This window comes from Anaerocolumna jejuensis DSM 15929, from assembly GCF_900142215.1.
Taxonomy (GTDB): domain Bacteria; phylum Bacillota; class Clostridia; order Lachnospirales; family Lachnospiraceae; genus Anaerocolumna; species Anaerocolumna jejuensis.
Window position 1 is genome coordinate 1 of the sequence record NZ_FRAC01000061.1, and the last position, 5,960, is coordinate 5,960.

At 42.4% G+C, this 5,960-nt stretch carries 8 protein-coding genes and 2 tRNA genes; all 10 read right to left on the reverse strand.

All coding sequences use genetic code 11. The features are described 5' to 3' along the window. Nucleotides 1-307: 307 nt before the first annotated feature. A tRNA-Ser gene (locus BUB77_RS28815) sits at nt 308-396 on the reverse strand. A 73-nt stretch (nt 397-469) separates the two neighbouring features. Then, a tRNA-Ser gene (locus BUB77_RS28820) sits at nt 470-555 on the reverse strand. Nucleotides 556-670: 115 nt separating this feature from the next. Continuing rightward, nucleotides 671-1,390 (reverse strand): 2-C-methyl-D-erythritol 4-phosphate cytidylyltransferase, encoded by a 720-nt coding sequence (gene ispD / locus BUB77_RS28825; RefSeq protein ID WP_073280613.1) that lies wholly within the window; start codon nt 1,388-1,390, stop codon nt 671-673. Between the two features lie 87 nt (nt 1,391-1,477). Beyond that, entirely contained in the window at nt 1,478-2,500 is a 1,023-nt protein-coding gene (gene tsaD / locus BUB77_RS28830; protein ID WP_073280619.1) for a tRNA (adenosine(37)-N6)-threonylcarbamoyltransferase complex transferase subunit TsaD, read from the reverse strand. 107 nt (nt 2,501-2,607) lie between these two features. Further along, nucleotides 2,608-3,522, reverse strand: coding sequence for a ribonuclease Z (locus tag BUB77_RS28835; protein WP_073280614.1), 915 nt, complete (start codon nt 3,520-3,522; stop codon nt 2,608-2,610). Between the two features lie 76 nt (nt 3,523-3,598). Continuing rightward, a complete protein-coding gene (locus BUB77_RS30780; protein ID WP_278277765.1) occupies nt 3,599-3,724 on the reverse strand; it encodes a hypothetical protein in 126 nt (41 codons plus the stop codon). 1 nt (nt 3,725) lies between these two features. Continuing rightward, nucleotides 3,726-3,971, reverse strand: a complete 246-nt coding sequence (locus BUB77_RS28840) for a hypothetical protein (RefSeq protein WP_073280615.1) — start codon at nt 3,969-3,971, stop codon at nt 3,726-3,728. Between the two features lie 74 nt (nt 3,972-4,045). Further along, the gene (gene rimI, locus BUB77_RS28845) at nt 4,046-4,474 is read right to left on the reverse strand and encodes a ribosomal protein S18-alanine N-acetyltransferase (protein ID WP_073280616.1); all 429 of its coding nucleotides are present in this window, start codon (nt 4,472-4,474) and stop codon (nt 4,046-4,048) included. 184 nt (nt 4,475-4,658) lie between these two features. Continuing rightward, nucleotides 4,659-5,369: a tRNA (adenosine(37)-N6)-threonylcarbamoyltransferase complex dimerization subunit type 1 TsaB gene (gene tsaB / locus BUB77_RS28850; protein WP_073280617.1), complete on the reverse strand. Its 711-nt coding sequence runs from the start codon at nt 5,367-5,369 to the stop codon at nt 4,659-4,661. An 18-nt stretch (nt 5,370-5,387) separates the two neighbouring features. Then, nucleotides 5,388-5,828, reverse strand: coding sequence for a tRNA (adenosine(37)-N6)-threonylcarbamoyltransferase complex ATPase subunit type 1 TsaE (gene tsaE / locus BUB77_RS28855; RefSeq protein WP_073280618.1), 441 nt, complete (start codon nt 5,826-5,828; stop codon nt 5,388-5,390). Nucleotides 5,829-5,960: the final 132 nt, after the last annotated feature.

Consider the following 5,960-nt stretch of genomic DNA (forward strand, 5'->3'; position numbering starts at 1 on the left):
AGGTTGTATCATTTCTGATACTGTTCTTTTATTAAAGATTTCTTACTATCAATTTTTGCTCTTATGTAATAGGAACAAAGTCATGATTTCTTAAATCCTTAAATGAAATTTTAAAGAAAATTTCAGGGTTGTTTCACTGTTCAGTTATCAAGGTTCATTTTCTATTTTTGCTAGGTTTTATCCGCTTTTCCTCTTGTGTCAGGCGGCGGTGTTTTGCACCAGCTCGACTATCTTATCACACTTGCAAGAGGTTGTCAACCACTTTTTTTATTTATTTTTCAGTAGCTGTTTTCATTGGTAAAACCAACGGAGAAGGAGGGATTTGAACCCTCGCGCCGCTATTAACGACCTACTCCCTTTCCAGGGGAGCCCCTTCAGCCGCTTGGGTACTTCTCCATAATGGCTGATTGTATAAACAGATATATTATTGCGCAGATAAAGATTCTCTTATAATAGGAAATCTTATCAGCGGAGAAGGTGGGATTCGAACCCACGGTCCCTTTCGGAATCACCGGTTTTCAAGACCGGCTCCTTAAACCACTCGGACACCTCTCCGAACATTGCTTGAACAGTATAGCAAAACTTGCGAAGCATGTCAAGCACTTTTCACCGTATTTTTTTGTTTTTTTGTATCATTTGTTTCAATTTTTTAAAAATTTATACTGAATTTTCAATTTTCCCTATGCAGCAGGGCCTCTCCCATCAGCATATCTTCCGGTGTTGTAATTTTTATATTACTGTAGCTTCCCATTATCATTTTAACCGGATAATGTAAAGAATATTCCAGTACCATAGTATCATCCGTTACCGGTGTTTTCTTAGCTTGCGGTTCTTTCTTCAAGTCTTCCATGAGCATGTCATAGGCACGTAAAATCAATGGGCAGGAAAAGGCCTGGGGTGTCTGAACTGCCCAGACCATATTGCGGTCCGGCGTTTCAATAATTGTTTTTGTTGTGTCTACAATTTTAATTGTATCTTTAACTGGAACACCTACTGCACAGGCAGGGTGCTCTTTTAAAGATGCTATTACTCTCTCTATCATTTCAGCTGTTATAAAGGGCCTTGCTCCATCGTGAATCAGAACATAGTCAGAATCAGCTGCTCTTCTTAAACCATTATAGACCGAATAATATCTTTCCTCGCCTCCCGGAACCAGATGCACTGGCTTTTCTGCCGGATATTGCTTTAGGATTTTATCATTCAGATATTCCATGTCATTCTTGTTTGCCACCAGAATAATCTCATCTACCCTGCTTTGGTCAAAGGCTGCGAGAGAATAGCATAAAACAGGCTTCTCCCCTAAAAGCATATATTGCTTGGGAATATCTGACTGCATTCTTTTGCCACTGCCTCCGGCTAACAGGATGGCGCTTATTTTCTCATGCGGCATTTTTGTCTCCTTTTCCCCTTTTGCTTTCCCTTGTCATTTGCTTCAAACTGCGACAACCCAAAGAACAGACTGCGCTCCTCTGGTATATTATCTCTGACCAATTTTTAAATTTGGGATGGCATTTAAGTCCAGGCCATGCCTTGTTCCCCTTAAGAATTCATAATAGGCTGCCGCTCCTATCATAGCTGCATTATCGGTACACAATATGGGAGAGGGGTAATACAGGGTTATTCCTCTTTGCTTACACCCTGCTTCCATTGCTTCTCTTAAAGCAGAATTTGCCGCAACGCCTCCTGCCATCGCTACCTTGGACAGCTTTAGATCATTTGCTGCCATTAGGGTCTTCGTAACAAGAGCATCAACCACAGCTTCCTGAAAGGAGGCTGCAATATCCGCCCTGTTTATCTCTTCTTTCTTCATCTCACAGGAATTTAAATGGTTTAATACGGCAGATTTTACCCCGCTGAAACTAAAATCATAGGGAGCATCCGCAATATGAGCCCTTGGGAAGCTTATGGCATACTTATTACCTTCCCTGGCAAGCTTGTCTATCTTGGGACCTCCCGGATATCCGAGCCCAATAGCTCTTGCTACCTTGTCAAAGGCTTCTCCGGCCGCATCATCATGAGTCCTTCCGATAATTTCATATTTCCCGTAATCCTGCACGACAACCAGATGAGTATGGCCTCCCGATACAATCAGACACAAAAAGGGAGGCTCCAGCTCCTTATGCTCTATGAAATTGGCCGATACATGCCCTTCTATGTGGTGCACGCCTACCAAAGGCTTCTTTGCCGCATAGCTGATAGCCTTTGCCTCAGCCACTCCTACCAATAAGGCACCTACAAGGCCCGGTCCATAGGTTACACCAATGGCATCGATTTCTTCCAATGAAACCTCTGCTTCTTTTAATGCCTCTTTAATTACCTGGTTTATTTTTTCTATGTGTTTTCTGGACGCTATCTCCGGTACAACTCCTCCATAGAGGGTATGAAGTGCTATCTGGGATGATATCACATTGGATAGTACGAACCTGCCGTTCTTTACAACAGCTGCCGCCGTTTCATCACAGGAGGATTCTATCGCCAGAATCAGTATATCCTTATCCATTTCTTTAACGATTGCGTTTAAAAGCAATTCCTTTCTATTCCGTTCTTGCTGCCTCTTTTACAGGGCACATTTTATATGCTTTGACTTAACATGTATAACTGAATATTCTATTCATTCGGGTCAAATTCCAATGTTACGCTTTTCTTATCGGTGCCGGCTTTGGCATTGGAAAAGATAGCACGGGTATCAGCCATATATTCCTCCGGCCTTATCAGGGAGGGGCTGTAATGAGTAAGCCACAGTTCCTTCACCTCTGCTGCCTTTGCCAATCTTGCCGCATCATAAAAGGTCATGTGCTTATGCTCCGCTGCCTTATTGTCCTTATCCTTCTCTCCGTACATGCCCTCGCAAATGAATAAATCAGCATCTTTCGCATTCTCACTGATGAAGGGAATGGGCCTTGTATCCGTACAATAGGTAAGCTTAATTCCTTTTCTTTTCGGTCCTAATACCAGTTCGGGCGTCAATATCCTTCCCTCAGCTTCTATCGTCTCACCTTTTTGCAGCCTGTTCCAATATTTTTGAGGGACTCCATTCTCTAAGGCCTTCTCGGTATAAAATCTTCCGCCTCTCTCTATCAGGACATTATAGCCATAGCATATAACGTTATGATTTACCTTAAATGCCTGTATCACATAACCGTTTATATGAAATTCCTCTGCCGCACCGTTGATTTCTATAAATTTAATATCAAAGGGCAGTTCCGGTGCAATGACACGGAGTGCATTTACTACTCTTTCCAGGCCCTTGGGTCCTATCATGGTAATGGGCTCCGTACGGTCGGCATTTCCCATGGTCAGTAATAAGCCGGGCAAGCCGCTGATATGATCTCCATGGTAATGGGTAAAGCATATTACATCTATCGGATGAAAGCTCCACCCCTTTTCTTTAATTGCTATCTGGGTTCCTTCTCCACAGTCTATTAAAAGACTGGAACCGTTGTATCTGGTCATCAATGCCGTCAGCCACCTGTTGGGTAAGGGCATCATTCCGCTGGTTCCAAGTAAACAAACATCTAACATGAATCTTCCTCACTTTACTGCATATCATTTTTACAGTTATTCTCTCTGATCAACTTACGTTACAATACAGCATTTTCTAAATAGTACCACAACCTTTTTCAGTAATCAAGCCCTTACGGGCTGCCGTGGGATTACCTGCCCTTAAAATAACGCTGAAAAAAAAGCAGGCAAACCCTTTTCTTCCGGTTTGCCTGCCTGCCATTTTATAACGCTTCTCTTTTACGAATCTTCTGAATGGGTATTTTAAAGGATGATATCAACCTGTCATAGCATTCTTCACAAATATTGAATTTATGAACCTCCAGGTCGTATTTTGAAAAATATCCCCACTCTTTCGCTGCTTCAAATACATCTTCTTTCATTATACCCTGTTCAACTAAAATTTTTTTTCCGCAAACGTTACAATATATATCATGCCTGATGATTGGTGCCTGCTTAACCTTATTCATGTCATTCCTCCCGCCAACTTGTCCGCCTTCTTGTTTCTATTATAACGTGAAATCCAGAAAATTTACAGTGGGAATTACAACCACATAATCAATGCATCCTCTGTTGGTGCTTCGTAATAATTCTTTCTTACTGCCGTAGCGGCAAAGCCCAGCTTGCGGTAGAGGTGAATCGCAGACTGATTGCTTAGCCGAACCTCCAGTGTAAAGGCTGTTATTTCCTTTTCTTTTGCCTGCCTTAGCAGCTCCCTTAGCATGGCTTCCCCCACCCCTTGTTTTCGAAAGTCCCTGTGGACGGCAACATTGGTTATTTCTCCTTCTCCAACAATACCCCATACCCCGCAGTAACCAAGGATGGTTCCCTTTTCTTCTGCTACCAGATAGAGATTATTCGGACTTTTTAAGGAGCTTAGGAAGGAGTCTTTGCTCCAGGGTCTTGAAAAGGAGCTGCTCTCAATTGAGTATACCTGCTCCATATCTTCTTCCCTCATCTGCCGAATTAGCATCTTTATCACTCCTTTTCTATCTTGCTCCCATCGCATACCGCAGACTGTTCTGCGGTACTGCCATAGATAATGGAGTGTGAAAGCGTTTTTCTTTCACACTTCTCATTACGAAAGGGACCTGAGAAAAACACTTAAAAGTCTTAGATTGTTTCTCTCAGGTCTTATCTGCTGTTATATGCTTTTATCAGGTCTGACTTTCCAATTTCTCGGCCCTTTCCCTTTCAGCCTGGGACATTCTTAAGTACACAGGTTCAAAGGTGTCGGCATCTTCCGTAATTCCCGCCTTATAATATTCTATCCCCAGGGCTCCAAGGACTGCTGCCCTCTGTTTGGAAAGATGTATCGGAGCTGTCAGGTAAGGAACCTTAAGTAAGGGAACAAACTTTTGAAGCTGAGCTTCCACCCCATCCCCTAAGAAAATGACTTCCCTGTTATACTCATTTAGCTTTTCTGCCAATTCTTCTACTTCTGCTGCAAACTGAGGAAGAAGTACGTGAAATTTTCCTTCTCTCCATTCATATAATCCGGTATATACCTGATTTCTTCTGGCATCCATCATAGGGCAGAGCAATTTATCCGTTCCATATAAATTATAGGCCAGGGAATCTACCGTAGGTATATTTACTATGGGTATATTACAAACCAGGGCCAGACCCTTGGCAGTTGAAGCACCGATTCGAAGTCCGGTAAAGGAACCCGGTCCCCCAGCAACGGCAATTGCATCCATGTCTTTTATATCCATGTCAATTATTTTAAGCACCTCATCTACCATTGGTAAAAGGGTCTGTGAATGGGTCTTCTTATTGTTGACAGTAAATTCAGCCAGTACTTTATCCTCTGTTACCACAGCCGCAGAAGCAACAAGTCCGGAACTGTCCAGTGCTAATATCTTCATATTAACCTAACTCCTTTGCTAAATATCTTTAAGCTCTCCGTTCGTTACTGTGATCTTACGGTAATCAAAGCCTTTTGCTGTGTTCTTTTCTATGGTGATGGATACGCAGGTTTCAGGAAGCAGTTCTTTTATCAGCTCTGCCCATTCTATGAGGCAAACGCCTTCTCTATAGAAGTAATCTTCGTAGCCGATTTCCTCCATCTCTTCAATATCTTCAATACGGTACACATCAAAATGATACAAGGGGAGTCTGCCTTCCTCATATTCGGATACTATGGTAAAGGTCGGACTGTTTACCGGCTCCGTTATTTCAAGTCCTCTGGCAAAGCCCTGGGTAAAGACCGTCTTTCCTGTTCCCAAGTCTCCCGATAAGCAATATACCTCTCCCTTTTTCGCCTGTTCTCCCAGGCTTTTCCCAAATTCAAAGGTTTCTTCCCTGCTATTGGTTTCTACTATCATATATTTTCACAGTCCTCTGTAATTACTTAAGTTAACACAATCAGCTAACTTCTGGGACAATTATAGCAGATTCTGTGAAAATTAAAAAGCAATTTTCACTTTTTATTTAGGCAGTACTGCAAGCAGGCTTGC